The following is a 26,584-nucleotide window of genomic DNA, read 5'->3' on the forward strand; positions in this document are numbered from 1 at the left end:
TACCCGCGAGCCCACGAAATCCGGGCCAGGCAAGCCCTGCATCGCGAACGGGGACACAGCACGTAGGTTGGGTTGAGGCGCGCAGCGACGAAGCCCAACAGGTTGTGCCCCCCTGTTGGGCTTCGCTGCGCTCAGCGCCAACCTACCTGCGAGCCCACGAAATCTACGCCGCTTCAGCTCGGGTGTTTCAGGCTGTACATCCGGCATTCGGCGAGCAGCGCCAGCAGGTTGGGGTCGCGCTCCTTGGCCTTGAGGAACACCACGCCGATATGCTGCTGCAGGTGATAACGCGCCTGCAGCGGGATCAGCCTGACCCGTGATTCGTAGACCATGCCCACGCGCCCCGGCAGCAGCGCGTAGCCGACCCCGGAATTGACCATGCTCAGCAGGGTGAAGATGTCGTTCACCTGCATCGCCACCTTCGGCTCGAAACCCGCCAGCTGGAACACCCGGTTGCCGTCCTGATGGGTGGCGAAGCCCTGGGACAGGGTGATGAAGGTGGCGTCGCGCAGGTCGCTGAGGTCCACCTCGCTCTGGTTGGCGAAGGGCGAGTCGGCCGGCGCGGCGAGGAAGATGTCGTCGGAAAACAGCTGCACCTGGGCGCAGTCCGGGTCGGCCACGCTTTCGTTGAGCGACACCAGGATGGCGTCCAGCTCCATGTTCTTCAGCTTGTAGAGCAGGTCGACGTTGGAGCCGAGGATCAGGTCGATGTTGAGTTCGCTGCGGCGCAGTTTCAAACCCATGATCAGCTGCGGCACGGTCTTCACCGTCAGCGAATACAGCGCGCCGAGCTTGAAACGCTCGGCCGAGAAGCCGGCGGCTTCGCGAGTCTGGCGCACTGTCTCGAGCACGTCCTTGACCAGCTGCTGAGCGCGCTCTTCGAGCACGTAGGCGCTTTCCAGCGGGATCAGGTTGCGTCCCTCGTGCTTGAACAGCGGGCAGCGCAGCGCGCTTTCCAGGGAGTGGATGGCGCGGTGCACGCTGACGTTGCTGGTGTTCAGCTCCACCGCGGCCTTGCCCAGATTGCCGCTGCGCATGAAGGCCAGAAACACCTCCAGCTTCTTCAGGGTCAGTTCTTCGTCGATCTGCATGGCTTCGGCTCCGCGGGCGGGTCGACGATTATGCCGGACCAGGGCGCACTGCGGCGCCTCACCAGCGCAGCAGGCGCGGCCCGAGCAGTGCACCGAGCACGCCGGGCAGCAACATGCCGAGCAAGTACCAGAGCGCCCAGAACGGCACCGCCATCTCCGGGCAGTGCAGGCTGTAGGCGAGCGCCGCGATGCTGCCAGCGAGCAGACCAGCAGCGCCGCCGGCCAGACGTGGGCGCGTCGGCGCCAGCCCGCGCAACGCCCAGAACGCGGCGATGAAGGCGGGCATCGACAGCAGCACGATGTTCGCCAGGCACTCGCGCCAGGTGTTGCCGAGCAGCAGCGGCATGCGTGCGTCGGCCGGGGCGGTAATCAGGATCGCCAGCGCGGCGCCCCAGACGATCGCCACCGGCACCGCCAGTAGCACCCAGCTGCGACCTACCCGCGTGCCGGGACGCGCCATGCGCGTGGTCAGCAGCAGCGCGCCGGCGAGCAGAGTCGCCGGCAATGCCAACTTGGCCCAGAACAGCGGCGTGGTGGCGATCACCGACAGGTCGGCGCGAATGCCGTATGCGGTCACGATCAGCAACAGCGCGCCGGCCAGCCCGCACAGCAGCGCCGTGGCGAAGCGCCTGGCGACGACGTGCCGGTCCACCGGCGCAACCTCGCTGGCGAGCAGGGCAATCAGGTCATCGGTTTTCATGCGCCACCTCGAATCTTCGCCGCCAGGGCCTTGAGCCCGCGATGAATACCGACCTTGATCGCCGAGCTGGAAAGCCCGGTCAGACGCGCAGTTTCTTCCACCGAGCGGCCCTCCAGTTTGACGTGAACGATGGGTAGCCGCTGGCGTGGCGGCAGCTGCTGGAGCAGCTTGCCCAGATCGCGGCGGGCCTCGGTCTGCTCATTGTCCTGTACGGCGAGCAGCTCGTCGGCCTCGTCCAGCCAGTCGGTCTGCGCGGCCTGGCGGCCACGGGCGCGGTAGTGGTCGGTCAGCTTGTAGCGACAGATCGCCTGCACCCAGACCGTCAGCGGCTGCTCGGCGCGATAGGTCTGCCGCGCATTGTGCACCGCCAGCAGTACTTCCTGCAGAACGTCTTCCAACTCGTCCGACTGCGGCAGGCGGCGTCGCAGAAAACCGCGCAGATGACCGCCGAGCTGGTCGAGGAATGCCCGGTAGGCCCTCGCATCGCCATCGAGCCCGCGCAGCAGCAGCGCGCGCAGCTCGTTCTCGCGGGCCTGGAGTGTCTCCTGAGAGGTAGTTCGTTCCATCGGCTGCTCTGGTTACAGGTGGAACCGCGAAATGTCCGCCGCCCGTCGGGCAGGGTCACGGTAGGGGCGCCGCGGGGAAATCTCAAAATAATTTTTCGCTGGCTGTAACCACCGCGACTGAGGCAGCGAATTACTTCAGGAGCCATCTGCAGATTCGCCGATGGCCACTCAACGATTGCGGAGAATCCAACATGAAGACTCTCAACCTTGCGGCGGCCGCCATTGCCCTGGCTTCGATCGCCGCGGGCGCTCAGGCAGGCGAGAACGACAAAGGCGACATGGAAAAATGCTACGGCGTCGCGCTGGCCGGACAGAACGATTGCAAGGCCGGTGCCGGCACCAGCTGCGCCGGCAGTTCCAAGCGCGATTACCAGGGCAACGCCTGGAAACTGGTGCCCGCCGGTACCTGCACCTCGATCGAGACGCCCAAGGGGATGGGCTCGCTGACGCCGGTCGAGCGCTGAGCGTAGCGTGCCGGCCATGCAGCTTCTCGGAGCAGGACTTGGGCTCAAACCCGAGCATTACGCGGACGCCTGCGCCTGCGTGGCGGATGGGTTGTGGTTCGAGGTTCATCCGGAAAACTACATGGTCGGCGGTGGGCCGCGGCTCGACTGGCTGGAGGCGATAGGGGCGCGGTACCCGCTGTCGCTGCACGGTGTGTCGCTGTCGCTGGCCGCCGACTGTGCGCCGGACGAGACGCACCTGCAGCGACTCAAGGCGCTGGCCGAGCGTGTGCGGCCGGCGTTGATCTCCGAACACCTGGCCTGGTCGAGCTGGCGCGGCAACTACCATCCCGACCTGCTGCCATTTCCGCGGACCACGGCGGCATTGCGACGAATCGCGGCGAACATCGAGCGCACCCAGGAGGTGCTTGGGCAGCGCATCGTCATCGAGAATCCCAGCCATTACCTGCGCTTCGAGCAGCACGAGTGGGACGAGATCGACTTTCTCGCTGAGCTCAGCCAGCGCACCGGCTGCGGCCTGCTGCTGGACGTCAACAACGTGCAGGTCAGCGCACACAACCTGGGTTTCGATGCGGCTGCCTACCTGCGGCGCTTTCCCGCCGCGCCGATCATGGAGGTTCACCTGGCCGGGCACAGCCAGGATGACGCATCCTCGCTGCTGATCGACTCCCACGATGCACCAGTGGACGCGGCGGTATGGACGCTCTATCGGCAATTGATCGAGCGTATCGGCCCGCGCCCGACGCTGATCGAACGCGACGACAAGCTGCCAGCCTTCGAGACGCTGCTGGCCGAGCGCACCCGCGCCCAGCAGGTGCTCGATGAAGTGAGGGCCTGGCAATGAGCGGCTCGCTGGCAGCATTTCAGGATGCCTTCGTCGCGGCGCTGACCGGCGTGCCCGATAGTGCGGCGGGCGAGGTCGCTGCGCTGGTGGGGCAGCCCGGTTTCGCGGTCTACCGCAACACCCTGGCCAAGGGCTGTGTCGATGCGCTGCGCGCCAATTTTCCTGCCGTCGAACGACTGGTGGGGGCGGAGTGGTTTGCCGCCGCCGCGACGCTGTACGCGCGCGAGATGCCGCCGCGCAGGGGGCCGTTGCTCGAATACGGTGAGGATTTTCCGGCGTTCCTGCAGGGCTTCGAACCGGCGCGGGAGTTGCCCTATCTGTCTGGTGTCGCGCAGTTGGACCGGCTCTGGCTCGAGGTATTCAGCGCCGTTGAGCAACCCGCTCTTGCCCTCGCTGGCTTGACGACGCAAAAACCGGAGCAGCTGGCCCGGCAGGCGCTCGTACCGCGCGCTGCGCTGCGTTGGCGGTGGTTCGCCGAGCTACCGGTTTTCAGCATCTGGAGTTGCACCCGCGAAGGGCGCGTGGTGGCGGCAGAACTGGTCTGGCAAGGCGAAGGGGTACTGCTAAGCCGAAGTGCCGGCCGCATTGGCTGGCAGCCACTCGAACGCGCCGGTTGTGCCTTTCTCGATGCCTGCGCCGCTGGCCGTTCGCTGGCGCAGGCATCGGAACTGGCGCTGGCGATTCAGCCGCAACTCGACTTCAACGACCTGCTCGGCCGACTGCTGGCGGCGGGCGCGTTCGCCGCGCTGGCGCCGACGACGCCATCCACATGAGGAAACCGTCATGAACGCCATGCACAACCAGCCGCTGCGTTTGCGGCAACAATGGAACGCAGCCGCGCAGCGATTACAGCAGCTGCTCGGCGATTCACTGCTGAGCCTGACGGCACGGTTGGCCATCGCGGCGATCTTCCTCCTCTCCGGGCGCACCAAGGTGAGCGGCGTGCTGGACATTACTTCGGGCACGTTCGAGCTTTTTCGCAGCGAATACGCATTGCCTTTGCTGCCACCGTCCGTCGCGGCGCACCTGGCGACCTATGCCGAGCACCTGCTCCCACTGTCGCTGGTGCTCGGCCTGTTCACGCGGCTATCGGCGCTGGCGTTACTGCTGATGACGCTGGTGATCCAGCTGTTCGTCTATCCGGACGCCTGGTCGACTCACCTGAGCTGGGCGGCGCTGCTGCTACTGCTGATAGGTCGAGGCGCCGGCCGGCTCTCGCTCGATCACCTGTGGGGAATTCGCTAGTGCCGGCCTGGAGTTATCACATCAGGCAGGCACGACGTCTTCATCTTCGGGAATTTCATCGGTGACGAACACGCGAGCGTGATCGCTCTGCGCGTCTTCGATGCGCAGGCCGAAGTAAAGGTCATCATTGGCGTCCCAGAACGCCTCGACCTGCTCGAGTGAGGCCTGCTCGAGCAGGACCTGGCCGGTGTGTTCGAGGATGATGGAATAGCGTCGATTGGCGGGCATGAAAGTGACTCTGATCATCGGGAAGGGCTGCACGTCGCAGCTGTGATGTCATTTTGTCACTTTGTGCGGCTTAATCCCTGTCCGTTCATCGCCCGACTGCTTTTGCCTGCCGAACGGTTAACGAGCGGTGGAGACCGAACACCACTGCATCCCGCTCATTGCCAGTTGTCTTATTGATAGGCCGAAAAGGATTGCAATCGAATGCAGTTTGCAATCAGGAGATAATATTTATATCGAATTGATGACGAAGGAAGCCGATAAACATGCTGATCCAGTACACGATAAGTGTTATGCAGGTGAAGTAAAGCCAAGCAGTTACAGGGCGGCTTACCTTTGGTCGAGTCACACCGAATGCGTAAAGAAAACTATAACGGTGCATTCGGCAGAAGGTATCAAACGGACTATAGGATTCCCACTTGATATTGGGTAGCCGAGAGAAGTACGGGTCGAGCCGACGAATTCCGTGGAAGCAGATATAAATGCCATTAATGCCTCCGGCTACGAATAGTAGCAGCCACCCGAGATAGAAGATTCGCTCAAGCACCGAGGCTTCGTTCATATCAGTAAATTCCCCGATAAATAATAGTGCCCACCTCTTCGCCAAAACTGCCGCCTTCAGACCCTCCGTAATAGGCTCCGGCAGCGGCGCCAGCGATTGCGATCACTGCGAGGACAGGAGCTCCAATCGTGACACCGAACGCAAGTGCAATTCCTCCCACCACGGCAGTCGCTACTTTGGCACCTGCGAAACCTCCTACGGCACCCCCTCCCGCACTGCCAAAGAATCCGGTTACCTGCTTGAAGCTAGTTTGGGTACAGGCTTGGTCATTGCCCACCGTGCAGGCTTCTTGAATCGCATTCAATCGAACGCCTCCGTCGATGGCGATGCCCAAATAGCCTAAGCGGCTAGCGCCCTTCGCCCAATTCGAAACCGTATTGATGCGTTGCCCAAGCTGCGGAACTTCGCCTCTTTCAGTAATCGCAGAAGCGTTATGCAGGATCGATTTGGTCGATAGGCCGAGCGTGGTCTTGATGCTGTCGTAATTACGGATATTGACAGTTGAAAGGGTCAGGCGGCCAAGGGAATGATTCAGCTGGCCGAATAGCTGCTGACGCTTCGCATAGAACTCCGGCGAAAATCGGTTGGGGTTTCCGGTGCGGCTGAGCTCGTCGACATACGCGACGTTGATCTTTTCCAGCGTGCTCCTGACGTCCCCTAGCTGGCGTCCGGCTGCGGCACTCAGTACACCCAGCGCGGTGCTCTGGTGGGATGCGACGGTTTCCAACGAGACGTAGTCCAGAACTTCCAGATGCCGCTTGACCGTCATGGCTTCGGCGGGTGACAGCTGTTGAATGCCTTCACTTGCGAGTCGCGCCTGTTCCCTGAGGGCTTCCAGGCGTTGTCGGTCGGCGTCGGTGCGCGGCATGTTGGAGATGATGACAATCTCGCCAGGCAGTACCGTCTCGTTGAGATGCTCGTTGTTACGCTGGAACAACGAGCGGTGGAGGAAGTGCATTTCACGTCCGTAGATCGCCTCATAGATCGCCTGGCGGCTCTGCACTTCTTCGTTCCAGTAGAAGGCGACGTCGAATGCAGCCCCGCTGCACTGGCTGTCCTGCATGATCTGTCCCGCGGTGCAGCCGGGGCGTGCCGGGCTGCTCGACGCGGGCATGCGCAAGATCTGGCCTGCCTGGATCTGGTTTGGGTTTTCAATCTGCGGGTTCAGGCGTAACAGGCTGCTGACAGTGATGCCGTGATCGCTGGCGATCCGGGTCAGGGTGTCGCCCCTCTGTATCGTGTATTCCATTCGCTTTATCCATGCAGTCCAAGCAGGCAGGCTTCGATACGAGCCAGCCGGTGCTCGGCAGGTTCTTCCTTGTTGGTCAGCCCCGTTCGAACCTCGGGGCTGTCGATGGCATCGGGAAACTGCAGCGCTAATTCAACGTAAGCGAACAGGTGCCGTTCTGCCTCGATACCGAATGCCTCGGCTTCGTGCACGCGCTGCTTGACGACCGCTTCCAGCTCCGGGGCGGCCTTTTCATGAAAGTTGTCTGCAGAAAAATGGCTGATCAGGCGCTGGATGAAACGCTGTCGCTCCTGTTGTTGCCAATGGGCAAGGTGCTCGGGACGGAGCGCAAACCAGCCCTCGTCGTCAGCAGTTCTGCCGAGAGAAATCTGGTTTGTGGTGAAACCTCGCCATTCGCTCTGCTCGTTGGTCAGCCAGATGCCGCTGATCGGGCCGAGCCAAGCGCCCAGCTCTTCTTGCGTGAGGCTGTCGAAGAAGCGTTCGCTCAAGGCCGGGTCGTAGAACCTGCAGAATGCCAGTTCACCGGAGGGCAATCTGACGCTGAGAAGGCTGCGCAAATGGTTCGCCAGATCATCGATGCTCGCCGCGCTTTCCAACAGCAGCCCTGCCGATTGCCAGCGCTCCCGGTTCTGCCACATCAGATGCTGCCCCGCGAGGCTGTACAGCACGGGGCTGCATTCCAGCATGGACTCATGGCGCGTGCCTCGGTACAGCAGCTCCAGGTGGGGTTCGTCGTCGTGCTGGTAGATGATCTGCAGAGCCGGTAATGCAGCACTATCGAGCAGCAGGTAGAGGTCGTCTCGCTCGATGTCCGGTTCTTCTACAGCCTGCATCAGGCCGTGCTCGCGTTCTTGCCGCATGGGCAAACCTCCAAGTGGCATGAGCCATCGGCTTGCATTGCGCATTGCTTGACCAACAGCAGCTTGGCGGCCGCGGCCTGTTTGAGTTGCCGCGACATGTTGATCAGGGCAGGCGAGGTGAGGCTGCCGGCAATGGCGCTGGTTGCCAGCCATGGCATTACCGGCGCCAGGATCTTCAGCCCCGAGCCCTTTCCGGCAGCGCCACCCGAATTCATCCGGATCGTCGCACCGCTCAGCGTCACCCCGCTGGGGTCGAGCTTGAGGAAACTGCCGCCGGCTGAGGCGGTGAGTTCCATGCCGGCGTCGATGACGACCTTGCTGCCGGAGTAGTAGTGGATCTCGTTGCCCGCTTCGACGAACTGACCGGCGCCGATCTTCAGGTGCTGGCTGTTGCCGACGGTGAGGTGGTCGTTGGCGCGGACTTCGGTCTTGCGGTCGGCGTGGGTGGTGCGGTGTTCCTCGGCCTTGAATTCGCCGTAGCTGTTGGCCTCGACGGTGTCGTGGCGCTCGTGGCCGACGCGGATCTTCTGGTCGTGCTCGATGTTCTCGTCCCAGTCGCGCTGGGCGTGGATGTAGATCTGCTCGGCGCCCTGGCGGTCTTCGATGCGCAGTTCGTTGTAGCCGCCACCGCCCGGGCTGCTCAGGGTCTTGAACAGCGTGCGGGTCTTGTTCGCTGGGAGGTCGTAGGGGACCTGATGCTCCTTGTGGTACAGGCAGCCGGTCACCAGCGGTTGATCGGGATCGCCTTCGAGGAAGGTCACCAGCACTTCCATGCCGACCCGCGGGATGGCGATGCCGCCGTAGCGGTCGCCGGCCCAGCTGGAGGAGACGCGCAGCCAGCAGCTGGTCTTGTCGTCGGCCTGGCCTTCGCGATCCCAGTGGAACTGGACTTTTACGCGGCCGTACTCGTCGCAGTGGATCTCTTCGCCGGCGGGGCCGGTGACCACGGCGGTCTGGCTTCCGAGCACCTTCGGTTTAGGATGGTGAAGGGCTGGGCGGAAGGGGATGTCCCAGGGCGTGGCGCTGAAGCGGTTGCGGTAGCCCTGATGGAACTGAGCGTTGCCTGGAGCGCCCTCACCCCCAGCTCCTCTCCCGGAGGGAGAGGGGAGCTCCAGTACCGACTCCTCCAACACCTGCGGCTGCTTGCCTTCGTGCAGCACTTCGGTGAGCAGCCAGAGCTGGTTCCAGTCGCTACGGGGGTGTTCGCCGAGCGGGAGGAAATGCCCACTCGCCAGCCGCGGCTGGTCGCTGTCGCCTTCGGCCAGTTCGTAGTCGTGGCGGTGGCGCTCCAGGGCGCGTTGCGACAGGTGCTTGCCGCGGGCGCGCTCGGTGAAGCGGCCGGGGTAATCGTAGTCTTCGAGATCAGGTTGGAAGTCGCTGTGGAACGCGGCCTCCATGCTCAGACGTGGCTTCTCGAAATCGTAATCGCGGCGTGTGACGCGGCTGGTACGGGTTTCCAGGCGCAGGCCGAAACGCTTGATCACCGGCTGGTCGGCGACCAGGCCGCTGTCCTGCTGATAGGCGGTGGCGGTGAGCTTGGGGAAGATCGTCTGGTCATCGCCGAAGACCAGTACATGACCGGACGCGCTGTGCTGGAAGTGATAGTGGATGCCCTCTTCCTCGCATAGGCGCTGGATGAAGTGCAGGTCGGTCTCGTCGTACTGCACGCAGTACTCACGCTCTGGGTAGATCACCGGGCCGAGTTGGAAGCGGTAGGCATCGGCCTGGATGCCGTGTTCCTCGAGCACCTGGACAACGATCTGCGGCACGCTCAGGTGCTGGAAGATGCGCTGGTTGGTGCGATGGGCGAGGTAGGCCAGCTGCGGCACCAGCGTGAGGCGATAGCGGGTCAGGCGCTGGCCGGATTCACCCTGGGCCGCCTGATGCACCAGCCCGTGGATGCCGCTGCCGCCCGGCGCAAAGGCGAGAAACGCCGGGCGATGCAGCAGGCTTTCCAGATCCAGGTCGGGGCGCTCGCTGACCAGTTCCAGGTCGAAGCGATAGGGCTGGCTGATGGCCTCTCGGCCCTGGAATTCGAGCACCTTGAAGTCGTGCTCGTCGCCTTCGAGGCAAAGCGTGAAGTGGGCCTGGTTGGCTGGGTTGAACATGGCGTCTTTCCTTCCTTAGAGATCGGCCGGGCTGATATTCAGCCGTTCCATGCGATACAGCAGCGTGCGTCGTGGCAGGCCGAGTTCGCGGGCGGCCTGGCTCTGGTTGCCGCCGTTCTTGCGCAGGCAATCCATGAGCAGGCTGCGTTCGACCCGTTCCATGCGTTCGCGCAGGTTCAGGCTGCTGTCCAGGCTCGCCTCCACATGCAGATTGAAGTGTTCCGGCAGCAGCTCACCGCCCTCGCAGAGCAGTACGGCGCGCTCCACCAGGCCCTTCAATTCCCGCACGTTGCCGGGGAAGGCATAGCCTGCCAGACGTTCGAGCGCGGCGTCGGACCAGCGACACAGATCGCGCTGAAGGAAGGCGCAGGCCTTGTCGGCGAAATGCCGGGCCAGGCGCAGGATGTCCTCGTCACGCTCGCGCAGCGGCGGCAGTTCGATGGGGAAGTGCGAGAGGCGGTAGAACAGGTCCTCGCGAAACAGGCCGTTTTCCACCTGGCTGCGCAGGTCGCGATGGGTAGCGGCGACGATGCGCACGTCGACCTTGTGGGTTTCGGTGGAGCCCAGCGGGCGTACTTCGCCTTCCTGCAGCACGCGCAACAGCTTGGCCTGCAGCAGCAGCGGCATGTCGCCGATCTCGTCGAGAAACAGCGTGCCGCCGTTCGCCGCGTCGAGCAGGCCACTGCGGTCGCGGTCGGCGCCGGTGAAGGCGCCTTTGCGGTAGCCGAACAGTTCGCTTTCCAGCAGCTGCTCAGGCAGCGAGGCGCAGTTCTGCACGACGAAGGGCTTGCTGCGGCGAAAGCCGCAGTCGTGAATGGCGCGCGCCACCAGTTCCTTGCCGGTGCCGGTTTCTCCCGTGAGCAGCACATTGACCGGGCTGTGCAGTACCTTGCCTATCAGCTGGTAGACCGCGCGCATGCGCGGACTGTCGCCGATCAGGCCGTAACCGCTGGCGCAGGGACTGACTGGCGCGGCAGGAGGCGTGGTGCTGCCGGGCGCGCGCAGGCGTTGGAGCAGATGCAGCTGGGTGAGGCCGAAGGCGCCGAGCTGGGCCAGCGAGCCGCTGAAGCCGTGCAGCTCGCGCGACTCGGTACTGGCTGTGAGCAGCAGGCCGGCGACGCGCTGCTGCTCGTCCTGTAGTGGCAGGCAGAGCAGGCTGCGCCAGGGAATCGGGCTGTCCGGCAGAAAGCCCGATGCGTGCAGGCTGCTGTCCAGTTCGCTAAGGCAAAGGGTCTGGTTCTGGCACAGGCAGTATTGCAGCAGCTGCTCGCCGTCGTAATCGCTCGGCAGGCTGGTGGCTTCGCGTGGCTGCAACAGGCCGTTGTGCCACTCGGCCGAGAGGGTCAGGCGGGTGTGGGTGGCGTCCAGCAGATAGAGCTGGCTGAGCTGGCAATCGCTCAGCTGCGCCGCGGTTTCCACCAGCCCACCGAGCAGGCTGTCGGCATTCGCCGCGCGCGCCAGCCCGGCGAAGCGGCCCAGCAGGGCCTCGGCATAGCGCAGTGGCTGTGGCACCTGATTGAACATCGCGGACATCTCAGGCGAACTCACAGATCAGCGCGCCGTCGCCATCCAGCGTGGCATGCACCCGCTGCAGCGGCTCGCCACTGGCCATGGCATCGAGCAGGCGGTCCACCACCAGCGGTTGCAGGTGCTGCTCGATCAGATGGTCGATCAGCCGTGCACCGCTGTCGCTGTCGCTGCAGCGCTCGGCGAGGTGCGTGACCAGCCCCGGGCAATGGCTGAACTGCAGCTGGCGACGCTGCAGTCGCTCACCGAAGCGTGCCAGCTTGAGTATGACCAGTTCGTCGAGCACCTCGCCGGCGATCGGGTAGTAAGGCACCACGCGCATGCGCCCGAGCAGGGCCGGCTTGAAGTGCTGCGACAGCTGCGGACGGATCGCCAGTTCCAGATCCTCGGCCGCCGGCCGCTGCCCGGCCGCGCAAAAGCTGGCGATGCGCTCGCTGGCGAGGTTGCTGGTCATCAGGATCAGGGTGTTGCGGAAGTTGATCTCGCGGCCTTCGCCGTCATTCGCCACGCCCTTGTCGAAGATCTGGTAGAAAACGTTCATCACATCCGGATCGGCCTTCTCCACCTCGTCGAGCAGGATCACCGAGTAGGGTTTCTGCCGTACCGCTTCGGTGAGCATGCCGCCTTCGCCGTAGCCGACGTAACCCGGAGGCGCGCCGATCAGGCGGGAAACGCTGTGCTTCTCCTGGAACTCGGACATGTTGATCACGGTGAGGAAGCGCTCGCCGCCGTACAACAGATCGGCCAGGGCCAGGGCGGTCTCGGTCTTGCCGACGCCGCTGGGGCCGACCAGCAGGAACACGCCCACCGGAGCGTCGGGTTTGTTCAGTCCGGCCGCTGCTGCGCGCATGGCACGATCCAGCGCTTCCACTGCCTGTTCCTGACCGCGCACCCGGGCGCGCAGATCGGTGGCGAAGTTGGCGACCTGGGCGTTGTGCTCCCGGGCCAGCTGCGTCAGGGGCACGCCGGTCCAGTGGCTGATCACCTCGGCCACCAGGCGCGGGCAGACCTCATGGCTGACCAGTCGTTGCTCGGTCTGGGCGGCGGCGAGTTCGGCCTGCACGGTGCGTAGTTCGGCCTCCAGCTCATCGAGCGAGGGGGTCTCGTCGTCTTCGTTCGCATCGCTGCGGGCTTCGGCGGTGCGCTTGCGCAGGTCGAGCAGGCGCTCGGCGAGCTGGCGCTGCTTGGCCCAGCGGAATTCGAGCTGCTCGATCTCGTCCTCCGCCGTGATCAGACGTTGCTCCAGCCGCTCGAGGACAGCCGCGTCGACCGGCAGGCCAGCGGCCAGATCGCGGCGTACGGCTTCACGTTGACGCTCGCCTACGGCGACCTCACCACGCAGGCGTTCCAGCGCCTCGGGCGCGGCGGCAAGGCTGATGCGCACCCGCGCGCAGGCAGTATCCAGCACGTCGACGGCCTTGTCGGGCAGCTGCCGGCCGGCCAGGTAGCGCGCCGACAGTTCGGCGGCGGCCGTGACCGCATCGTCGCGCAGGTAGATGCCGTGACTCTTTTCGTAGACCGGCGCCAGCCCGCGCAGGATGGTGACGGCTTCCGGAACGCTCGGCTCGTGCAGTTGCACCGGCTGGAAACGGCGGGCCAGGGCCGGGTCCTTCTCGAAATACTTCTTGTACTCGCTCCAGGTCGTTGCAGCGATGGTGCGCAGCTCGCCGCGCGCCAGGGCCGGCTTGAGCAGATTGGCCGCATCGCCGCTGCCGGCCTGGCCGCCGGCGCCAATCAGGGTGTGCGCCTCGTCGATAAATAGGATGATCGGCTTGGCTGAGGCCTTCACCTCGTCGATCACCCCCTGCAGACGGCGTTCGAATTCGCCCTTCACACTGGCGCCGGCCTGCAGCAGACCGAGGTCGAGGCAGAGCAGCTCGACGCCCTTGAGTGCCGCAGGCACTTCCCCGCTGGCGATGCGCAGGGCCAGGCCTTCGACGATGGCCGTCTTGCCGACCCCGGCCTCGCCGACCACGATCGGATTGTTCTTTCGCCGCCGGGCGAGGATGTCGATCATCTGGCGGATCGCCGAGTCGCGGCAGAGCACCGGATCGAGCTTGCCGTCGCGGGCCTGCTGGGTGAAGTTGTGGGTAAAGCGCGCCAGGTTGGATTCGCCACTGGCTGGCTGCTTGCCGTTCGCGGCCTGCGGCTGCTGGCTGAGGGCGAAGTCGCGCAGGCGCTCGGCGTCCAGCCGGGCCAGCAATGGCTGGTAATGACTGCCTGCATAGCGCAGCGGATTGCGCAGCAGCGCGAGAATCAGTGCGGCCTGGTCAATCTGGCTCTGGCCGAGTTCCAGACTGGCCACCAGCAGGGCATCCTGTAGCCATTGCACCAGTTCGGTGGAAAACACCGGGTTACGTGACTCGCTGTGCTCGCCTCGCGGTTGCAGCGCCTGCGCCAGTGCGCCGGTATCGACTTCGGCATCCAGCAAGGCTCGCTTGAGCAGTCCATCGGGACGCTCGAGGAGGCCAAGCAGCAGGTCCTCGACGAGAATCTTGCTGCCGCCACGTACCACGCAGCGTTCGGCGGCGCCTTCCAGATCGCGCTTGGTCTCGGCGTCCAGCGCCTGTACCAGTTGTTGCAGATCGACATTGATCATTTTCATCTTCCTTAATGAGTCTTGCTGCCCAGGGTGACCAGGCCGTCGGCGCGGTCGCGTCCGAGCCAGCTGGTCCAGCCGAGGCGGCAGTTGTTGTCGGCGCCGATGCGCAGTTCACGGATCTCGTCCGGGCGAAGCTCCAGGCGCAGGTCGTAATCCAGCGGGTCGCGCAGGGTGAAGCGCACCAGCGCACAGAGCGGCTGGTAGCCGCTGCCGATGGGCAGGAATTCGTGAAAACGATTCCAGTCCAGCTGGCGGATATGGATGCGAAACTTGCCGCCGCGGTCGCGGACCCGCTCGCCGAGCACCAGGCTTTCGCCCAGCTGGCTGTTGGCCAGACCGAGGCGGTTGCGTTGCTCGTCGAGGATTTCCACCTGGCGCTCCAGGCATTGCTCGATGTTCAGCTCGGCGTGTTTGAAGTAGTAGCGCAGCACCGATTCGATCAATGCGGCCGAGTGTGCGCGCAGGCTGAGCAGGCCGAGATAGGGCAGCAGACGCTTCCAGTTCAGTTCCGGCGCGCTGCGGATGGCCTCGCCGCTGAGCCCCACCAGGGCGAACAGCTGCTCCGAGAAGGGGTCATGGGCGCCGCTGGTGAAGCGAGCGCGGTAGCGGTACTTCTGCCAGATCGGCAGCAGAAGGCGCTGCAGCCGGTTGTTGAACAGGTCGAGGAAGTCGCGGGTCGGGTTGCCGTCTTCGCTGTCGCCAAGCGCTTGTTCGCCGTAGAAGGCCGGCAGCGGGGAGCCGGCGCCGAAAAGACTAACCAGGTTGATGCGCAGGCGCGCGCGCCACTCGGCGTGCTCCTGGAAGAACTGCACGTGCTCGATATCGCTGCCGGGAAAGCCCAGGCTCGGGTTGGCCTGGAATTCCAGCCGTTCATAGAGCGCCTCGTCATCCAGACCGGGATTGAGCTGGCGCAGGCGATCGAGCACCAGCAGCACACCCTGGAACAGGCTGTACTCGCGGATGCCGCGGTTGAGCGGTTTCAGAGCAGCGGTTGCTGACCCATGCGCGGCGTCCATTGGTACACCTCTCCCTGTGTGCTCTGTACGCGCAGCTCGTGATACGAGTTGAGGCTGGCGTAGAGGGCGAAGAATTCGTTGAGCACCGAGGCGAAGAGGAACAGATCGCCCTCACCAATGAAGCCGTCCTGGTTCATGGTCAGTTCGGTACGTACACCACGCACCGGCAGCCCGCGATGCAGGCGATCGACGTGCTGGTGGGCGATGTGAGTCAGGCCGCCGAGGCGCCGCCGGCTGACGTTGTCGGCGTGCTTGTCGTAATAGCGTGGTAGGTCGTAGGTCTCGAGGATCACCTTGAGCGCCTCGACGTTGGCCAATGACAGGTAGTTCAGCGACATGTTGCTGATCAGCTTCCACAGATAGTCACGCTGCAGCGGCGGCGCGTAGCTCGGGGTGACCGCCGAGATATTGCGGAAGCTGAGAAATTCCGGGGTGTCTTCGCAGGGCTTGGAGATGTCGCCGAGCTTAAGCTGGCGCGGCAGGTTCTGGTTGGTGCAGGTCAGCTCGATGGACAGCGTCTCGTGCTGGTCGAGGTTGCGCAGGCCGAAGCTGAGCCAGGTTTCCTGGCCTTCGCCCAGCAGCGAAGGTTGCTGGCGCACGCTGTAGTGCGGGCGCGCCACCGGCACATCGAAGCTGGGATCATGCTCGAAGGATTCGAACGGCACGTATTCTTCGTAGCCCATGCCGCCGGGTTTCCAGCCGGTGACCCGATCCACCGAAAACACGCCGCATTGCTGCGCATCGTACTCCGCCGGCAGCAGCAGGTACTGGTCCTGCTTGCCGTCCAGGCGGATCGGGATGGCATCGTGCGGGAACAGGTTGACCACCGGCGTACAGTACAGGCGCACGTTGTCCAGCGTCGGGCGGATGCGTTGCACGCCGGCCTTGTGAATGTCGAAGCGCAGCTCCAGACCGCGGGCCTGCTTGAGCAGGTCGTCCGGAATGCGCTGAATGATCTCCAGGCCCTTGAGGTCGACGAAGAGAAACTTGTCGGGGAAGGCGAAATATTCCTGCAGGTAGCGATAACCGCGGAAGGTGTTGAGCGGGTAGGGGATCAGCGCCTCATCCTCGGCGAATCCCACCGGCTCGACCTGCTTGGCGGTGAGCTGCAAGGGCGTCAGCGGGCGACCATCGGGACCGGTCAGCGGGTGGCCCTGTTCGTTCAGCGGCACCAGCTCGATGCCACCCAGATGGCGCAACAGGCTGAGGTAGAGCAGCTGGCTGATATAGGGCTCGCCCGCCAGGTGCAGGCGCAGATGGCTGAGGCCGATCTCGCCAAGATTGCCATCGGCGCTCATCTGCAGGCGCAGGCTGAGCAGCGCACCGGTGCCCTTGACCGAATACTCCAACGCCTGCAACGCCAGAGGCAGCACCTCGGTGGCGTAGGCGGTACGAAAGCAGCAGCTCACGCCCTGCACAGGATTGGATTCCACCGGCGTATTGCGCGGCACCGTCAGCGCCGGGCCGGGGCGCTTCAGCGGATCGAACTGCAGCATGCTAAAGGCTGGCAGCGGACGCATGTAGTTCGGCCACAGCAGATGCATCAGCGAGTGGGTCAGCTCCGGCAGCTCGTCGTCGAGCTTCTGCCGCAGCCGCCCGGTGAGAAAGGCGAAGCCTTCGAGCAGCCGCTCGACATCCGGATCGCGCCCGGCCTGCCCGAGGAACGGCGCGAGCGCCGGGCTGCGCTCGGCGAAGCGCTTGCCGAGCTGGCGCAGGGCGCTGAGCTCGCTCTGGTAGTAATGGTTGAAAGACATGTCTAACGATTCATCCTTGTCGTTCCGTGTCCGGCGCGCTGACGCGGCGGGGCTCCTAGCGTCGGCGGTAGCATCCCGTGGAGGTGTCCATGTTCACGAGCAGGCAGTTGCCGCTTGGCACAAGTTTCATCCCGTCGAAAAAGGCCCTCGGCCCGCGTTCGCGCAACTCGATCTGCCCGTCCACCATTGCCCAGTGCCCTCGACCCTGGATGTCGAGGCTGCCGTAGTAGAGCACCGCCTCGAACGTGCCCTGTTCCTGGAGCAGCAGCTGTGAACCCATTTCCATCACGCCGACCAGTTCGTAGCGCCCGGCCAGTTCGTAGCGCCCGGCCAGTTCGCGCGGCGGCGGGGAAGTGTTGGTGCAGGCGGCCAATGTCAGCGCGAGGGCGGCGAGCGCCAGGCGGGCGCAGCGTGAGGAGGGTTTACCAGGAGCCATAGGGCACCCCGTGTTGCTCGATATAGGCCTTGGCTTTGTCCGAGAGGGGGTAGGCGTAGCGTCCCTCGTTCTGTCCGAGGCTCGGACCTAGCTTGCTAACTGCAGCCTCAAAGCGGCCAATTTCGATGGACTGCAGGCAGGGCCCGCCTACCCAGGCCTTGGCGATGCCGCCCGGGGCCAAGCCGATGGTTATGTCTTTGCGAAATTGTCCATCCAACCACTTGCCCTGAAAGTGGCAATAGCCACGCTGAGGTTTAAGCATCTCCTTGCGCACCCATTCCGGAATATTGATGCGTACGTTGTAGGTCTGCGGCTCAACGAACGACTGCCAGCGCACAAATACGATTTCCGGCAGGTCGATGCCTGGTAGGTCCTTGCCTGCGCCTCCCGCTGGGTGCGTGGGCCAGCCGTCGACCTTGCCTGTATAGGACGGGACCCCACCACTGACGCGCTCGTAGGCCAGCCCCCGGCGGTCGATCACATCCACGCTTTCCACCCAGACTTCCATATGTTCAGGTGCGAATACACCGACATACCAGGCGTTATAGGGGAGTTTCGGTTGGGCCTGGCTGCTGGTGCAGCCGCTGAGCAAAAGGATTGCGCAAGCGAGAACAAGAGTTTTCATTCGGGATAGCCCTGCTGTGGCTTGTTGTTGTAGACCAAGCGCACATTGGGCGCTGGCTTGCTGATAAGCAGGCCGCTGGTGGGCTTCCAGTGCGCAGATAGGTGGATATACCTCGATCTGAGCAAATGCTCTTCGTCTTCGTTTAGGTCATACCGGCTGCCGTTGGCATAAGCCATCATTTTTTTGGCAATGTCTTGGAGCTCAAACGGAATCGCCAAACTCGGCGTGTCGGGAACGCCTTTGACCGGAACCCCATGTTCGGCCGCCAGTTCCCGCATCACACGTAAATACACCAGTGAAAGCTCGCCGCGTATCTGACGGTCAATAGTTACCAGCCCTAACACCCAATCCTCCGGCGGATGGTTGACACCGCGGGGGTGGAGTTTGCGGATGCGGCGAACCTCTTTTTTAAGCTGATCCTCCGGCAGTCCGAGAGCCTTCCATTTTTCATACTGGCGCTCGGTTTCGCGCCACGCGTGAGTACGCTCAGTGGGTATACCCGCGGGTACCGTGGAGCTGACCGGACGACTGAGGATCACCTTTTCCTGAACGAGCGGAAGATAGCCCCCACCGATATCCGAGTGCGCGCCGGGGAGGGTTATCTCTTGATGATGTGGGGTCACGCTATTGAGCGCGAAGTTCCAGCGCATCTCATCACGGGCCTTCAGCTGAAGCACTTTGCGCGCGCAATCTGGCGGGAGGTACAGGTTGACACCTGGATTGTGGTGGTCCGCAGGGCTGAAGTCCCAACTCAACGGGTCGGCCACAGCCGCCACCGTATCGAACAGACCGATGAAGTTAATCTGAACGTTGGTGGCCCAGTCGAATTCCGCGCTAAACCCAGGTGCCTGCGCATTGAATAAATTCGCCAGCATGCCGCTTTCCGATTTGAGTATTTCGTTGGCGAAGTGACGAGCCGCGGCAGCCCCGCGACTGAATCCAAAGATGTCGAGTTCCAACCCTTCGATTTCCAGATTGGGGTTATTACCCAGCAGGCGATCCAGCGACTCTTGGATCTTCTGCGGACTTTGCATCACCCGGGCCACTACGCCGGTATCGCCCATGCCCGTCGCTTGCCCATATACCGAATCTTCCTCGCCGCTGCTGGTGCCGATGCCTTCGAGATACGCCTTGATGCTGGCGTTACGCTCGTCCTTAGCCAGGCTCCGGGTCGCATCGTCCTGGTACAGGTCGAACAACCGCGCTACGTTGCTCGGCGCGTTGCCGTAGCTGTTGTCCGGCGTCTGGGTAAAGAAGCCGTTGCCTTCGCTACCGCCGAAGCCATGCGCCCGGCAGTAGTCAACGACTTCGCCAAGGGTGCGCTCGTCCAGCAGGGTCAGGTCGTCTTGGCGACACTTTTCGGTCACGGCGGCATTGGCCAGGTTATTGCCGGTGCCGTCGAAGAACACGCCGATTCGCAGGGTGATGCCCTGACGCGCCTGTTGCTGCGGCTGCTCGACCAGCTCCTCTTCTTCGTCTTCCTCTTCAACGCCCAATGGCGCGAGGTCACCCGGCTCTTCCTGCCAGGCGCGGGCTATCGGTTCAGATGAGCGAAAGGCCTCGGCGGCAGCGGCCGCCGCAGTAACTGCCTTGGCAATTCCAAGGGCGGCAGGCGCGAGGAAGGGCGCCGCGTTTTGGCTGCTGCCGATGACCACTGTCCCCGAGCCCGCGGTGACGACGTTGCCGTGGTTCCCCACACTGCCCACCACCGCCGCCGGCTTGCCATCGATCAGCACGTTGGGGATCACGGCGCTGGCCATCGCACCGCCGCAGGCGGAGGCGTCGCCCATGCGCGCGGCCGGCAGGCCGTCGAACAGCACGTCGGGTGAGCCGGCGGCGATGGGGTTGGTGCCGTGGCCGGTCTTCGGGCAGGCGGTAGGATCGCCGAGGCGGGCTGCAGGTTTGCCGGACATCCGTTGTCTCCTTACTGGACCTTGACCTGTCCGCTGCCATCCAGGCTGGCGGAAAAGCTGACCTGGCGCTTGAGGCCATCCACTTCCAGCAGGCCTTCGATGGTGAAGGCGAGGGTCAGCGGGTCGTGGGTTCGCGGCAGCGACAGCACGCGCACCTGGGTCAACCTGGGTTCGTACGCTTCGATGAAGCGCTCGATGGCGATACGCGCCTGCTGCAGCGAGTCGTGCAGCGACAGGCGCATATCGTTGAGATCGGGCAACCCGTAGTCGGGCAGCGTCTGCACGCTGCCCGCTCGGGTGCTGAGCATCTTGGCCAGATGGGCAGCCACCGAGGCCATCGCCGCGACTTCGCGGCTCCAGCCGGAACGTCGCGCGGCGTCACCGCCGAGGCGTTCGAAGAGGCTGCCGTATCCGTTCAAGTGCTTATTCCTTGTCCAGCTTGCCGACCAGCGACAGGGTGAAATCAGCGCCCATGTACTTGAAGTGCGGACGCACGCTGAGGCTGACGCGGTACCAGCCTGGTTCGCCCTCTACGTCGCTGACGTTGACCTGGGCGGCGCGCAGCGGGCGACGGCTGCGGACTTCGGCGCTGGGGTTCTCCTGGTCGGCGACGAACTGGCGGATCCACTTGTTCAGTTCCAGCTCGAGGTCGGTGCGCTCCTTCCAGGCACCGATCTGCTCGCGCTGCAGCACCTTCAGGTAGTGCGCCAGGCGGTTGACGATGAACAGGTAGGGCAGCTGGGTGCCGAGCTTGTAGTTCAGCTCGGCGGTCTTGCCTTCCTCGCTGTTGCCGAAGAACTTCGGCTTCTGCGCTGAATTGGCGGAGAAGAACGCGGCGTTGTCGCTGCCCTTGCGCATGGTCAGGGCGATAAAGCCTTCCTCGGCCAGCTCGTACTCGCGCCGGTCGGAAACCAGCACTTCGGTCGGGATCTTGGTCTCGATCTCGCCCATGCTTTCGAAATGGTGCAGCGGCAGGTCTTCCACTGCGCCGCCGCTCTGCGGCCCGATGATGTTCGGGCACCAGCGGAACTTGGCGAAGCTGTCGGTCAGGCGGCTGGCGAAGGCGTAGGCGGTGTTGCCCCACAGGTAGTGCTCGTGGCTGCCGGCGACGTTTTCCTTGTAGACGAAGCTCTTCACCGGGTTGTCTTCCGGATCGTACGGATTGCGCAGCAGGAAGCGCGGGACGGTCAGGCCGACGTAGCGGGCATCTTCCTGCTCGCGGAAGCTCTGCCACTTGGTGAACTGCGGGCCCTCGAAGTGATCCTTGAGATCCTTCAGGTCCGGCAGGCCGGTGAAGCTTTCCAGGCCGAAGAATTTCGGGCCGGCGGCGGCGATGAAGGGCGCGTGAGACATGCTGGCGACGCTGGCGACGTACTGCATGGTCTTCACGTCGGGTGCGCTGGGGTCGAAGAAGTAGTTGGCGATCAGCGCACCGACCGGCTGGCCGCCGAACTGGCCGTACTCGGCGGTGTAGATGTGCTTGTACAGGCCGGACTGGACGATCTCCGGGCTGTCCTCGAAGTCATCCAGCAGATCCTGCTTGGAGGCGTTGAGCAGCTCGAGCTTGATGTTCTCGCGAAAGTTGGTGCGATCCACCAGCAGCTTCAGGCCGCGCCAGGAGGACTCCAGGGCCTGGAACTGCGGGTGGTGAAGGATTTCGTCCATCTGCTGGCTGAGCTTGGCGTCGATCTCCGCGATCATGCGGTCGACCATGGCCTTCTTCACCGGCTCGTTTTCGTTCTGCGGCTTGAGCAGTTCTTCGATGAAGGCCGAGACGCCGCGCTTGGCGATGTCGTAGGCCTCGTCGTCCGGGGTCAGGCGGGTTTCGGCGATGATGCGGTCGAGGATGCCGCCTTCGGCGAGGTGGTTGCCGTGCTCGACGGCGGCTGCGCTAGTGGTCATGTAGATGTGCTTCCTTGTCGGTGATATCAGGCGTCCAGCTTCTCTTTGGCCGCCAGGCCCAGTTCGCCGAGTACGCGGTCACGCGAGTCGTCATCGGCGAGTACGCTTTCGATGGCCTTGCGGAAGGCCGGAGCGTTGCCCAGCGGGCCCTTCAGGGCGACCAGGGCGTCGCGCAGTTCCATCAGTTTCTTCAGCTCCGGAACCTGCTCGACCAGATTGGCCGGGTTGAAGTCCTTCATCGAATTGATGCGCAGCTGCACGGCCAGTTCGTCGTCGGTCTGCTCGTCCTGCAGACGGTTCGGCACGCCGAAGGTCAGGCTCAGCTCCTGCTTGGCCAGGACCTCGTCGAAGCTGTTCTTGTCGATGGCGATGGGCTTACGGTCCTCGATCTTGCGGTCGTCGGCGCGTTGGGTGAAGTCGCCCAGCACCATCAGCTTGAGGGGCAGCTCGACCTCTTCCTGAGCATTGCCGGTGGCCGGCTTGAACGTGACGTTGATGCGTTCCTTGGGTGCAACCGAGCCTTCTTTGGCCATGGTGTTCTCCTTTGCGGTTAATCCAGCACCACTTCGAGATCGAGGTGGCACAGCCTGCGGTAAATCTCATCCTTGCTTTCACGCACGGCGTGGTTCTGCGGCAGCAGCTCGCAACAACTGTGCAGCAGACGCAGAACCTCGAGGGCGAGATCGGGTTCCCAGCTGCCCAGGCCACTGGCTTCGAGCTGCTGGTCGAGTGCTTCGAGCTGGGTTTTGGCCAGCTCGTATTTCTTGGCCTGGTAGCACAGGCGGGCGAGGCTCAGCTGCCAGAAGAAGCGCTCACGGCCGCCCCGGGCGCGCGTCAGGCCCTGCTTGAGCTGCTGCACGGCGGGCTTGAGGCCATCCTTGCGCAACAGCGGCAGCGCATCCTGCAACGCCAGCTCCCAGCTAGGCAGTGCGGTGCCGGCGGCAGGCGGTTCATCCTGTCTGGCGGTCGTGGCCGGCTGCACATGGGGCATGACCTGGCCGCTGATCCAGGCGCGGGTTACGGCATCGGCGAACGGGGTGCCGTCGTGAAAGCACAGCTCCTCCAGACGCGGTACGCGTTGCAGGAACAGCGCGAGCTGGATCTCCACCTCACGCATGGCCTGCTCGGCGTCCAGCTCCTGCAGGCACTCCCAGGCCAGGCGCTGACCGTCCAGCCAGAACGGCGCGCGCGCGGTGCTGTTTTCCAGATCCACCAGCAGGTCGGCGTACTGCCCCTGAGCGAAGCGTTCGCGGTAGCTGGCCAGTTTGTCGGCGGGTACGCCACGTAGCGCGGTGATCTGTTCGCTGTTGTGCTCCGGCAGGCTATCGATGCTCAGCCAGAGCAGGGTGCGCGCGAGTCGTAGGGGGCGCAGATCGCTGGTGCGCTGTTTGAGCCACCAGGCGGTCAGCGGGCGTGCCTGTTCCTGCAGGTTGCGCACGGCCTTGAGCGCTTCCTTGTCATTCTCGATCGGCGAACCGGGGGCGAAGACCTGGCTGGCGACCTGCTTGACCTGGGCGATCGCCGCGCCCACCGGTCCGGGCTGCGCTTGCCCCTGACTGGCGCGTTTGACCATGCCGTCGAGCTGGCGGCACAGCGGCAGCAGCAGCGGGGCGTCTTCGCCCAGATGGCTGGACAGGCACTGCTCCAGCGCATGCAATTGCTCGGCGAGGCTGCGAAACAGTGGCAGCTGTTCGCCGACCGGTACGTCTTCGGAGAAGGTCTGTTCCAGGCGCGGCAACAACCAGTTGATCGCGGCGGCGCGGGTGCGTGGCTTGCGTGGGTGCAGTTCGGCCCAGTGATTGCTGCACAGGTACTGCAGCAAATTCAGCCCGGCCTGTAGTCCAGCGAAAGACTCGCGCTGAAACAGGCTCCAGGTCAGCCAGGCGGCGGCGCGCAGGTCCTTGGACAGCGAGGCGAGCAGCATCTCGCTGCCTTCGCGGATCTTCTGCCAGTCGATACCGGTGGTCTGGTGCAGTGCCCCGGCCTTGGCCAGTTCGGCCTCGAGCAACTCGAATTCGCTGCTGTAGCGAATATCGTCGCCAGCGAAATTGCTGTCATTGACCGGCTTTCTGGCAAGTTCCAGATAATGCTTGCTGAGTGCGCTGGCGTGCATTGGGTCTTCCGTGACGCTCAAGTTCGATCCGTGAACTTTGAAACATGCCGCGAATATCAAGAGCGGAATGTTTCCGAGAAAGAGGTGCGCAACTTCTTGCACACCGGCCCTGCGCAACAAATTGCACAGGACCTTATGGGGTGGGCATCCTAGACGTGGGGTATGTGTCGTTCAAGGTGAGAAGTGTGATCTCCGTTGCAGCTGGAAATATTAACCAGCTGGCGACGGAACTAATTCAAAACGGGCGATTAAGTTGCCTTTGTATAACAACTTACTTCGTAGGAAATAAGCCGGCGGCTTGTAAGAGAATACTTACGTGCAACTTGCTACCCGGTCACAGAAAAGGGATCGATGAATGTTATAGGTCGTTGGAAGTTGCCGAGATGGATACAGTCAGGGTGTGGCGCTGACCTGGCTGGAGCACCACCGCGTCGGCCAGCACGTTGGCCGTCTCGATGCACAGCATCCGCTGCCAGGCATCGTCGGCGAAGCTCGACAGACGCTGGGCCTTGTCGACCCATGGATTCCACAACACGGCGGACGTCGACCCGCTGGTAGTCAGCCGGATGCGCCGCTGCCACGCCGGGTCGACGAGATCCAGGATCGCCGGCAGCTGCTGGTAGACACGATCGGTTTCGCCGCTGAAATGCAGATCGTCCTGTTGCTGGCATTCTTTCCAGTCCAGCAGCGTGTCGATGTACGGGCAGCCGGTGAGGCCTTCCACACGCACCTGATGGATGTCGCTGACGGCGAAGTAGCTGTGCAGGGCCTGGCTGATGGCAACGCTTTCGTCGCCGACGTTGCGGCTGTCGAGGCTGAGCTCAAGCCCGTCGGCCAGGCGAATCTGCAGCGTCAGCTCGACTCGCTGCGGCCAGCCCGGCAATTCGCCGAGCGCCTGCGGGCAGTGGAATTCGAGAATCGCCGTATCGCCTTCGCTGCGTTGTTCGCGCAATTGCCAGGGCAGTGCGCGCACCAGGCCATGGAAGGGTGCGGGTTGCTCGTCGTGGTAGCTCCCCTGCACGGCCTGCGGGTTGCGCGCCAGGTCGCCGAACCAGGGCCAGCAGATCGGCACCCCGCCGCGAACCGACTGCCCCTGCTGGAAAGCGGCCTCTTCGCTGAGCCAGATGATCGGTGGTGCGTCGCCCTGGCGATAGCTGAGGATCTGCGCGCCCTGTTCGGCGATCAACAGTTCGTCCTCTCCGCGGCGGACTCGCCAGCAGGCGAGCTGGTCCATTTCGATGCGTTGAATATCGACAGGCATGGGAATCTCGTGATGGGCTCGAGTTTGCGTCTGACCGCAGAGCGGAGGCGGGATTCAGCCGAAGTGGCCAGGAAGAGCATGCCTCCTCGCTGAGCCGAGGAGGCAGCCAGGGCTTAGCGGCCCTGGCAGGCGTCGACGCGCAGCCAGCGCTCCAGCAGCTTGAAGCCCTGCATCAGGACGAAGGCGATCAGCAGGTAGATCAGGCCGGCGGTAAGGAACATTTCCTCGTGCAGGTAGGTGCGCGCGGCGATCTTGCGCGCCATGCCGGTCAGTTCCAGCAGGGTGATGGTGCTGGCCAGGGCGCTGGCCTTAAGCATCAGGATCACTTCGTTGCTGTAGGCCGGCAGGCCGATGCGCGTGGCGCGCGGCAGGATGATGTGCAACAGCGCCTGGCTGCGCGACATGCCCAGCGCGCGCGCCGCTTCCACTTCACCCGGCGGCACGTTCTGGATCGCGCCGCGGATGATCTCGGCGATGTAGGCGGCGGTATGCAGGGTCATGGTGATGATCGCGCACCAGTATGGGTCGCGCAGGTACGGCCAGAGCACGCTCTGGCGCACGACGTCGAACTGCGCCATGCCGTAGTAGACCAGGAACAGCTGCACCAGCAGCGGGGTGCCGCGGAAGAAGAAGATGTAGCCATAGGGCAGCGCGCGCACCGCCAGGTGCCGGGACGAGCGAGCGATGCCCAGCGGCACGGCGAGGATCAGGCCGGCGACGACCGAAACGCCGACCAGTTGCAGGGTCAGCCAGGCGCCCTCGACAAAGCTCGGCAGCCACTTGATGAAGATTTCCCAGGTCATGCTGCGCTCCGCACGAAGCCGCGACCGGCGCGTTTTTCCAGGAAGTGCATGCCGATCATGGCGACGATGGTCAGGCACAGGTAGATGAAGGCGGCGACCAGGAAGAAGGTGAAAGGCTCCTTGCTGGCGGTCACGGCGATCTGCGAGCGGCGCATGATCTCTTCCAGACCGATGACGGATACCAGTGCCGTGTCCTTCATCAGGATCATGAACAGATTGCCCAGCCCCGGCAGCGCCAAGCGCCACATCTGCGGCAGGATCAGCCGCGTGAAGATGCGCCGCTTGCCCAGCCCCAGGGCCAGGCCAGCCTCGCGGTGACCCTTGGGAATGGCCAGCAGCGCGCCGCGGAAGACTTCCGTGGCATAGGCGCCGAAGCACAGGCCGAGGGCGATGGTGCCGGCGGCGAACGGGCTGAGGGCCAGGTTCTCGATGCCGAACAACTCGCCGATGCCGCGAATCAGGCTGATGGTGCCGAAGTAGATCAGCAGCACCCAGAGCAGTTCGGGTACACCGCGCACGATGGTCGAATAGGTGCCGCCGAGCCAGCGCAGTGCGCTGTAGGGCGAGGTCTTGGCGAGAGCGCCGAGCAGACCGAGCACCAGCCCCAGCGCCAGGGAGGCGAGGGCCAGTTGGATGGTCATCCAGGTGCCGGCGAGAAGTGCCGGACCGAATCCGTGAAGGTCAGGAATCATAGAAGCTCAAACACCGAAGCCCGGTC

At 63.9% G+C, this 26,584-nt stretch carries 25 protein-coding genes; 4 read left to right on the forward strand and 21 right to left on the reverse strand.

The window, feature by feature from the left end; genetic code table 11:
• Positions 1–173 precede the first annotated feature (173 nt).
• Genes P5704_014455 through P5704_014465 form a run of 3 tightly spaced genes read right to left on the reverse strand, consistent with a single transcriptional unit; the run spans position 174 to position 2,357 of the window.
• Positions 174–1,091, reverse strand: a complete 918-nt coding sequence (locus P5704_014455) for a LysR substrate-binding domain-containing protein (GenBank protein ID WOF77266.1) — start codon at positions 1,089–1,091, stop codon at positions 174–176.
• Between the two features lie 58 nt (positions 1,092–1,149).
• The gene (locus P5704_014460; GenBank protein WOF77267.1) at positions 1,150–1,791 is read right to left on the reverse strand and encodes a DUF1109 domain-containing protein; all 642 of its coding nucleotides are present in this window, start codon (positions 1,789–1,791) and stop codon (positions 1,150–1,152) included.
• Positions 1,788–2,357, reverse strand: a complete 570-nt coding sequence (locus tag P5704_014465) for a sigma-70 family RNA polymerase sigma factor (protein ID WOF77268.1) — start codon at positions 2,355–2,357, stop codon at positions 1,788–1,790. Before P5704_014465 ends, P5704_014460 begins: the two co-directional genes overlap by 4 nt.
• Positions 2,358–2,548: 191 nt before the next feature.
• On the opposite strand from P5704_014465, the gene P5704_014470 reads away from it, so the two are divergent.
• Genes P5704_014470 through P5704_014485 form a run of 4 tightly spaced genes read left to right on the forward strand, consistent with a single transcriptional unit; the run spans position 2,549 to position 4,910 of the window.
• Positions 2,549–2,821: a DUF2282 domain-containing protein gene (locus tag P5704_014470; GenBank protein ID WOF77269.1), complete on the forward strand. Its 273-nt coding sequence runs from the start codon at positions 2,549–2,551 to the stop codon at positions 2,819–2,821.
• Between the two features lie 16 nt (positions 2,822–2,837).
• Positions 2,838–3,665 carry a DUF692 domain-containing protein gene (locus P5704_014475; GenBank protein ID WOF77270.1) on the forward strand — a complete coding sequence of 276 codons (828 nt, stop codon included), beginning with the start codon at positions 2,838–2,840 and terminating at the stop codon, positions 3,663–3,665.
• Positions 3,662–4,438: a DNA-binding domain-containing protein gene (locus tag P5704_014480; protein ID WOF77271.1), complete on the forward strand. Its 777-nt coding sequence runs from the start codon at positions 3,662–3,664 to the stop codon at positions 4,436–4,438. Before P5704_014475 ends, P5704_014480 begins: the two co-directional genes overlap by 4 nt.
• Before the next feature lie 10 nt (positions 4,439–4,448).
• The gene (locus P5704_014485; protein WOF77272.1) at positions 4,449–4,910 is read left to right on the forward strand and encodes a DoxX family protein; all 462 of its coding nucleotides are present in this window, start codon (positions 4,449–4,451) and stop codon (positions 4,908–4,910) included.
• 21 nt (positions 4,911–4,931) lie between these two features.
• Here the strand turns inward: P5704_014485 and P5704_014490 are convergent, their stop codons facing one another.
• From P5704_014490 to P5704_014575, 18 genes are all read right to left on the reverse strand, one after another.
• Positions 4,932–5,138: a hypothetical protein gene (locus tag P5704_014490; GenBank protein ID WOF77273.1), complete on the reverse strand. Its 207-nt coding sequence runs from the start codon at positions 5,136–5,138 to the stop codon at positions 4,932–4,934.
• Between the two features lie 560 nt (positions 5,139–5,698).
• Complete coding sequence (locus P5704_014495; protein ID WOF77274.1) at positions 5,699–6,946, reverse strand: LysM domain-containing protein; 1,248 nt, start codon at positions 6,944–6,946, stop codon at positions 5,699–5,701.
• Positions 6,947–6,951: 5 nt separating this feature from the next.
• Positions 6,952–7,806 (reverse strand): DUF4123 domain-containing protein, encoded by an 855-nt coding sequence (locus P5704_014500; protein WOF77275.1) that lies wholly within the window; start codon positions 7,804–7,806, stop codon positions 6,952–6,954.
• Positions 7,779–9,914, reverse strand: coding sequence for a type VI secretion system tip protein VgrG (locus P5704_014505; GenBank protein ID WOF77276.1), 2,136 nt, complete (start codon positions 9,912–9,914; stop codon positions 7,779–7,781). The genes P5704_014500 and P5704_014505 overlap by 28 nt, the downstream gene beginning before the upstream one ends.
• A 15-nt stretch (positions 9,915–9,929) precedes the next feature.
• Complete coding sequence (locus P5704_014510) at positions 9,930–11,438, reverse strand: sigma-54-dependent Fis family transcriptional regulator (protein ID WOF81237.1); 1,509 nt, start codon at positions 11,436–11,438, stop codon at positions 9,930–9,932.
• A 10-nt stretch (positions 11,439–11,448) separates the two neighbouring features.
• Positions 11,449–14,046 carry a type VI secretion system ATPase TssH gene (gene tssH / locus P5704_014515; protein WOF77277.1) on the reverse strand — a complete coding sequence of 866 codons (2,598 nt, stop codon included), beginning with the start codon at positions 14,044–14,046 and terminating at the stop codon, positions 11,449–11,451.
• 5 nt (positions 14,047–14,051) lie between these two features.
• Positions 14,052–15,059, reverse strand: coding sequence for a type VI secretion system baseplate subunit TssG (gene tssG, locus P5704_014520; protein WOF77278.1), 1,008 nt, complete (start codon positions 15,057–15,059; stop codon positions 14,052–14,054).
• Positions 15,023–16,813 (reverse strand): type VI secretion system baseplate subunit TssF, encoded by a 1,791-nt coding sequence (gene tssF / locus P5704_014525; protein ID WOF77279.1) that lies wholly within the window; start codon positions 16,811–16,813, stop codon positions 15,023–15,025. Before tssF ends, tssG begins: the two co-directional genes overlap by 37 nt.
• Positions 16,814–16,868: 55 nt before the next feature.
• Positions 16,869–17,249, reverse strand: coding sequence for a hypothetical protein (locus P5704_014530; protein WOF77280.1), 381 nt, complete (start codon positions 17,247–17,249; stop codon positions 16,869–16,871).
• The gene (locus tag P5704_014535; protein ID WOF77281.1) at positions 17,236–17,874 is read right to left on the reverse strand and encodes a DUF2931 family protein; all 639 of its coding nucleotides are present in this window, start codon (positions 17,872–17,874) and stop codon (positions 17,236–17,238) included. The genes P5704_014530 and P5704_014535 overlap by 14 nt, the downstream gene beginning before the upstream one ends.
• A complete protein-coding gene (locus tag P5704_014540) occupies positions 17,871–19,787 on the reverse strand; it encodes a DUF2235 domain-containing protein (protein WOF77282.1) in 1,917 nt (638 codons plus the stop codon). The genes P5704_014535 and P5704_014540 overlap by 4 nt, the downstream gene beginning before the upstream one ends.
• A gap of 11 nt (positions 19,788–19,798) precedes the next feature.
• Entirely contained in the window at positions 19,799–20,206 is a 408-nt protein-coding gene (tssE, locus tag P5704_014545; protein WOF77283.1) for a type VI secretion system baseplate subunit TssE, read from the reverse strand.
• 4 nt (positions 20,207–20,210) lie between these two features.
• Positions 20,211–21,689, reverse strand: a complete 1,479-nt coding sequence (tssC, locus tag P5704_014550; protein ID WOF77284.1) for a type VI secretion system contractile sheath large subunit — start codon at positions 21,687–21,689, stop codon at positions 20,211–20,213.
• Positions 21,690–21,715: 26 nt separating this feature from the next.
• A complete protein-coding gene (tssB, locus tag P5704_014555; GenBank protein WOF77285.1) occupies positions 21,716–22,222 on the reverse strand; it encodes a type VI secretion system contractile sheath small subunit in 507 nt (168 codons plus the stop codon).
• A gap of 17 nt (positions 22,223–22,239) precedes the next feature.
• A complete protein-coding gene (gene tssA, locus P5704_014560) occupies positions 22,240–23,802 on the reverse strand; it encodes a type VI secretion system protein TssA (GenBank protein WOF77286.1) in 1,563 nt (520 codons plus the stop codon).
• Between the two features lie 358 nt (positions 23,803–24,160).
• On the reverse strand, positions 24,161–25,063 hold the full coding sequence (locus P5704_014565) for a D-hexose-6-phosphate mutarotase (GenBank protein ID WOF77287.1): 903 nt from the start codon (positions 25,061–25,063) through the stop codon (positions 24,161–24,163).
• 113 nt (positions 25,064–25,176) lie between these two features.
• Positions 25,177–25,866 (reverse strand): ABC transporter permease, encoded by a 690-nt coding sequence (locus tag P5704_014570; protein ID WOF77288.1) that lies wholly within the window; start codon positions 25,864–25,866, stop codon positions 25,177–25,179.
• Entirely contained in the window at positions 25,863–26,558 is a 696-nt protein-coding gene (locus tag P5704_014575; GenBank protein WOF77289.1) for an ABC transporter permease subunit, read from the reverse strand. Before P5704_014575 ends, P5704_014570 begins: the two co-directional genes overlap by 4 nt.
• Positions 26,559–26,584: the final 26 nt, after the last annotated feature.

This window comes from Pseudomonas sp. FeN3W (assembly GCA_030263805.2).
Classification (GTDB): domain Bacteria; phylum Pseudomonadota; class Gammaproteobacteria; order Pseudomonadales; family Pseudomonadaceae; genus Stutzerimonas; species Stutzerimonas stutzeri_G.

Excerpts from the sequence above, each read along its gene's own strand:
- P5704_014455 (WOF77266.1), bottom strand. The coding sequence starts at position 1,091 with ATGCAGATCGACGAAGAACTGACCCTGAAGAAGCTGGAGGTGTTTCTG.
- P5704_014460 (WOF77267.1), bottom strand. The coding sequence starts at position 1,791 with ATGAAAACCGATGACCTGATTGCCCTGCTCGCCAGCGAGGTTGCGCCG.
- P5704_014465 (WOF77268.1), bottom strand. The coding sequence starts at position 2,357 with ATGGAACGAACTACCTCTCAGGAGACACTCCAGGCCCGCGAGAACGAG.
- P5704_014470 (WOF77269.1), top strand. The coding sequence starts at position 2,549 with ATGAAGACTCTCAACCTTGCGGCGGCCGCCATTGCCCTGGCTTCGATC.
- P5704_014475 (WOF77270.1), top strand. The coding sequence starts at position 2,838 with ATGCAGCTTCTCGGAGCAGGACTTGGGCTCAAACCCGAGCATTACGCG.
- P5704_014480 (WOF77271.1), top strand. The coding sequence starts at position 3,662 with ATGAGCGGCTCGCTGGCAGCATTTCAGGATGCCTTCGTCGCGGCGCTG.
- P5704_014485 (WOF77272.1), top strand. The coding sequence starts at position 4,449 with ATGAACGCCATGCACAACCAGCCGCTGCGTTTGCGGCAACAATGGAAC.
- P5704_014490 (WOF77273.1), bottom strand. The coding sequence starts at position 5,138 with ATGCCCGCCAATCGACGCTATTCCATCATCCTCGAACACACCGGCCAG.
- P5704_014495 (WOF77274.1), bottom strand. The coding sequence starts at position 6,946 with ATGGAATACACGATACAGAGGGGCGACACCCTGACCCGGATCGCCAGC.
- P5704_014500 (WOF77275.1), bottom strand. The coding sequence starts at position 7,806 with ATGCGGCAAGAACGCGAGCACGGCCTGATGCAGGCTGTAGAAGAACCG.
- P5704_014505 (WOF77276.1), bottom strand. The coding sequence starts at position 9,914 with ATGTTCAACCCAGCCAACCAGGCCCACTTCACGCTTTGCCTCGAAGGC.
- P5704_014510 (WOF81237.1), bottom strand. The coding sequence starts at position 11,438 with ATGTTCAATCAGGTGCCACAGCCACTGCGCTATGCCGAGGCCCTGCTG.
- tssH (WOF77277.1), bottom strand. The coding sequence starts at position 14,046 with ATGAAAATGATCAATGTCGATCTGCAACAACTGGTACAGGCGCTGGAC.
- tssG (WOF77278.1), bottom strand. The coding sequence starts at position 15,059 with ATGGACGCCGCGCATGGGTCAGCAACCGCTGCTCTGAAACCGCTCAAC.
- tssF (WOF77279.1), bottom strand. The coding sequence starts at position 16,813 with ATGTCTTTCAACCATTACTACCAGAGCGAGCTCAGCGCCCTGCGCCAG.
- P5704_014530 (WOF77280.1), bottom strand. The coding sequence starts at position 17,249 with ATGGCTCCTGGTAAACCCTCCTCACGCTGCGCCCGCCTGGCGCTCGCC.
- P5704_014535 (WOF77281.1), bottom strand. The coding sequence starts at position 17,874 with ATGAAAACTCTTGTTCTCGCTTGCGCAATCCTTTTGCTCAGCGGCTGC.
- P5704_014540 (WOF77282.1), bottom strand. The coding sequence starts at position 19,787 with ATGTCCGGCAAACCTGCAGCCCGCCTCGGCGATCCTACCGCCTGCCCG.
- tssC (WOF77284.1), bottom strand. The coding sequence starts at position 21,689 with ATGACCACTAGCGCAGCCGCCGTCGAGCACGGCAACCACCTCGCCGAA.
- tssB (WOF77285.1), bottom strand. The coding sequence starts at position 22,222 with ATGGCCAAAGAAGGCTCGGTTGCACCCAAGGAACGCATCAACGTCACG.
- tssA (WOF77286.1), bottom strand. The coding sequence starts at position 23,802 with ATGCACGCCAGCGCACTCAGCAAGCATTATCTGGAACTTGCCAGAAAG.
- P5704_014565 (WOF77287.1), bottom strand. The coding sequence starts at position 25,063 with ATGCCTGTCGATATTCAACGCATCGAAATGGACCAGCTCGCCTGCTGG.
- P5704_014570 (WOF77288.1), bottom strand. The coding sequence starts at position 25,866 with ATGACCTGGGAAATCTTCATCAAGTGGCTGCCGAGCTTTGTCGAGGGC.
- P5704_014575 (WOF77289.1), bottom strand. The coding sequence starts at position 26,558 with ATGATTCCTGACCTTCACGGATTCGGTCCGGCACTTCTCGCCGGCACC.